Origin of the sequence: Helicobacter didelphidarum, assembly GCF_003364195.1 — a bacterium.
In the GTDB taxonomy this organism is placed as follows: domain Bacteria; phylum Campylobacterota; class Campylobacteria; order Campylobacterales; family Helicobacteraceae; genus Helicobacter_A; species Helicobacter_A didelphidarum.
Window position 1 is genome coordinate 1 of record NZ_NXLQ01000058.1, and the last position, 4,228, is coordinate 4,228.

At 31.6% G+C, this 4,228-nt stretch carries 3 protein-coding genes; all 3 read right to left on the reverse strand.

From position 1 onward, the window contains the following. On the reverse strand, positions 1–2,404 hold a 2,404-nt coding region (locus CQA53_RS10265), incomplete at its 3' end, for a hypothetical protein (protein WP_147290032.1). 12 nt (positions 2,405–2,416) lie between these two features. Beyond that, positions 2,417–3,757: a hypothetical protein gene (locus CQA53_RS10270; RefSeq protein ID WP_115543876.1), complete on the reverse strand. Its 1,341-nt coding sequence runs from the start codon at positions 3,755–3,757 to the stop codon at positions 2,417–2,419. Between the two features lie 102 nt (positions 3,758–3,859). Further along, positions 3,860–4,228, reverse strand: a 369-nt coding sequence (locus CQA53_RS10275) for a hypothetical protein (protein WP_220272087.1), incomplete at its 5' end; no start/stop codon positions are given.

Here is a 4,228-nt window from a genome sequence, read left to right on the forward strand (position 1 = left end):
AGAGTTTATCTCTCGCCTTTATCCCACTCTCTTTGTGTTTATTATCTTCCCTCATCCCCAATTCTTTAAAGAATCTACTATCTTGTATAGGATTAAGTGGTATCTTAAACCCTATATCTTTATACCCCCTTTCTAAGTCTTCTGCTAAAAGACTAATCTTTTGAGAGCTTGTATTGTTTGATTCATAGTTACTAAAGAAAGGGATAAAAGATAAATAAATATACTTAGGAAGTATAGGCATAAGATTATCATTGGTATCCCTTTTTATATGAGATTCTATGTTGTCTATATTTATATATATGCTTATAGTATTATCATCTAGCTTTGCTGTATGATTTTGTTTAGATTCTGCTACATAGCAATATAATGGAGCATCTTTAGTAATATGCCCTTTGCTTTGGGATTCTATATATTTGAGATTTATATTATGGATTCTTAACTCAAAATTGCCATTATTGCTAAAGGTATCTAAAGGTTTAGGTGATTGCAGTTGAATTCCTAATGTAGAGTAAGGTATATCTTTTTCTAAGATAGTTTGGAGGATATAAGAGGAGTTTGGGTTATTAATATCATTGCTATGTATTGCTTGTATATAGCTTCTATAGTTATTTAAGGCAAGCAATCTTGCTTCATCTTTGTTGATATAGAGATTATTTGATATATACTCAAAGCTATAATCACCTTGCCTCGCTATAAGTCTATTATTATGTTCTTGCAATATTAATTCATTGGTAGAGAGAGAAATCACCTTTGGTATATCATCATCTTGTTTATCGTAGAGATAGAGTTCGCATTTATCATTTGCCTTAATGCAATCTTTTAGAGGATTATTAAGAAGAGAGCAATCTATCGTATTACTATGAGTAGTTAGAATATAAAGAAATGTATTGTTTGGTTGCTTGAAGCGAAGAGGGGTATTAAGCTCATCAAGGATAATGAGGATATTTTCTTGCTTTGCATTGTTTGAGTAGTTTATAGTATTGATGCTTTCTTGAGCCTTGATTTGATTGTATCTATTAATAAAGAATATATTTTTAAGCTTAAATCTTACTTTGCTATTTCGCTCTTTATTGTTAGCATCTTTTAGCTTGATTGTTTGGAATCCTTGTTGTCTCTCAAACTTGGCTTGTGGGATTAAACTATCAAGAAACTCTACATAAGGATTGAGTATATCAACTAATGGCTTAAGTTCATTAGGGTTGATGTAGCCAGAGCGGTAGATATTGTAATTGGGGGAGTTTTGATATTTTTTAGCGTTTCTAATATTATATTCATCTTTTATTACAAGAGCTGCATGGACTTTTTCATTACCTATTGAGAGCTTTATCTTACTATCCTTCCCCTCCAACCACTCCAAATAACTCTGCTTTTTATTCCCTATCTTATCTCTTAGATTAAGCACTTTAAATATATCCTTAAAGGTTTCAAACTTATCTTCATCATTCTCGTTATCCAAAGATATTGTGTTATTATTACCAAATTCTTTATGTTTAGTGTTATTAAAGTTAAATATGGCAGATTGCAAGATTTGTCTTCTTGCATCACTCTCTAAGCTATATCGTATGATAGCCCAGATTAAAAATCTACTTTTATATTGAAAGGTATTAGACAATAAAGAATTATCCTTAATTACATTAGGAGCTTGATAGGTGGCACTCATAAATGGCACAAATTCTCTATAATATTCTTTATCCTCTTTTTTAGCCTCTCTAATTTTATTAAAGATATTAATATTTAATCTGTTTAAACTTGATAGTGTTATGGCTTCATAATTAATTGCCATTATATCAAAAAGCTCTTCTGCTTGTTCTTTGGTGAGGGTGAAGGTTGGATATTTTGGATTATTAGAATCTGTATGGTCTATCTTTACATCATCATGAGTAAGCCTCTCTGTAATTTGTTGAGATTCTGTATTTGTCTTTGATTGCTTGGAGTTGTGTGGTTTATTGTTATTTTGTCCTGCGTTATTGTTTTTAGAATCTTTCTTTATATTTTGCAATTCTTTTGTTTTCTTTGTATAGTTCTTAATGTGCGTTGCAAGAATTGTATTGAGCGAACTAGTTTCTATATCTGTTTTTACTTTTTCTTGAATGTCTTTTGCTATTTTATTGATTAAAGTTTCATATTCTTTGAATTTTGCACTGCTTGTATCTTTGATTACAAGCTTAAGAGTCTCTTTACCATCAAATCGTTTCAATGGAATATCATCTATATTTTTTACTAAGTCAAATTTGTAAAATAGAATTAACTTTATCCATATATCAAAGCTTTGTATATTTATTCCTATACCAATAGTAGCAATTCCTTTGCTATCTCTATATACTTCTTCTCTAGCTTCTTCAGCTCCAGCAAGCAGTATCTTCCTTATCTTATTATATTTATCAAAGCCGATATTCTTAAACATACTTCTACGCCTTTATTTTAGATTGTAGGTGGCATGAGAATCTTTTGTATCATACGCATTGAGAAATGCCATTGTCAAAGCTTGGTTAAAGCGATATATAGTATATCCAGCCTCATGTAACTCTAAGCCATCACGAGGGAAATCACTTCTTGTAAGCTCTTCAATATCAGGCTCATCGCCCTTGCGTTCTCTCACCCTTATCTCCTCAAAGATTCTATAATTGACAAGGTAGTTGTTGTGAATTTCTTTGGTGAGGTTTTGTAGTAGGGCTTTATTATAATTTATCCATTTTTCATCAGGTATTTCAAACGGCTCACCGGGATATGTTGGATTATAAAATTTCTCTGGTATGAGCTTCTCCAACTCATTTTTACTCATCATCTCTGGCTTTGTATTATTCATAATCTCCCATAGCTCATCATAGCCTATGCCTAGATTATTCATCTTTGCCTTAGCGACAACAAGTTCTTTAGAATCTATTGGATAGTCTTTAAGACTAAGGGCATTTAAGATATAGTTTTCTTTAGGGAGAGAAGTATCAAGCTTCTTTGGGATACTTTCATAGAGTATGCATCCATCATCATCTCTACCTACACATTTCATCTCACAAGACCCATCATATCCATTATCTTTACAACCATATATTTTAAAACTTAATGTTCGTATATCACTAAAGATATTATCTTGATACTCAAATCTATCTTGTTTTAGTGGTAGATAAGATGTTAGTTTCTCTTTGGTGTTTAAGAAGTTTGTCCTTATAGCATTAGGGATTAAATCATAGATGAAATCAAAGAGGGTAAGCCCACTCGATGCATATAATGTGCTAATGGGACTCGCAAACTCTTCATTCATATTGTTTATTTCCTCTCCCCTCATTATTTCTATCGCCTCATATATATTGCGTTGTTTGCTATTATAAGTGAAGCTAAAATACTCTGTCATAAAGTCTTTATAGCTTAGATTCTCTTTTTTATTGAGAATCTTGTGCTTTTCATATAGCTTGATGGTGAGCCATTGAGAGAATGCAAGCTGAATGAATGGGTATTGCTTAACCAATACACTAAAGCTATCACTTTGATTCTTATTAAATTCTAGTGTCTCTAATATGATTCTTCTTGGTATAGGCACACCAAAGGCGTTGTATTGATAGTCTTTAAGCGTGAGTATATCAGTGAGGCTTATTAAATCAGATTGTGCAAAGAAGAAGCGAATATCTATAGTAATTGAATCTATATATCGAAAAATGGGTATGATTTTCTTGCCCATATATTCTTCAATCCTTTCACGAGTTTCCTTCAGCTCTTGAACTCTTTGAGGAGTCATTAAGTATAGTATATTTACTTGTGCCATTCACTCTCTCCTTATACTCTTTGTATATCACTCTTAAGAACTCTTTATTTTTGTTTTTATCTTTACCCAATCTTAAGCAATATTGATTCATCACTTGATTAGTTATCCTCCCATCTCCACTTTACCTTGAATCTTGATTGTATCATCTTTGATGATAATTTTACTAGAACCAACTTGTAAAACAATCTGTTTCCCATTACTTTGTATCATAGCTTCCCCGATGGATAATTGTATTTTTTTATTAGCTTGCAATATAGCTTGTTCTGCGCTATTGATGAATAAATGTTGATTATTAAGGGTGGTTTGCTTAGTAGTGCTTAACTTAATAGAATCATTGCTATATAAATCTATATTATCGTCAGCACTAAGAGAATAGTTTGATTGAGAGCTTATATTTATATCCTTATTGACACTTATATCCAAACTTCCCTCCACCACCTCTACCTTATTACCTCTCACATTCTCTATTCT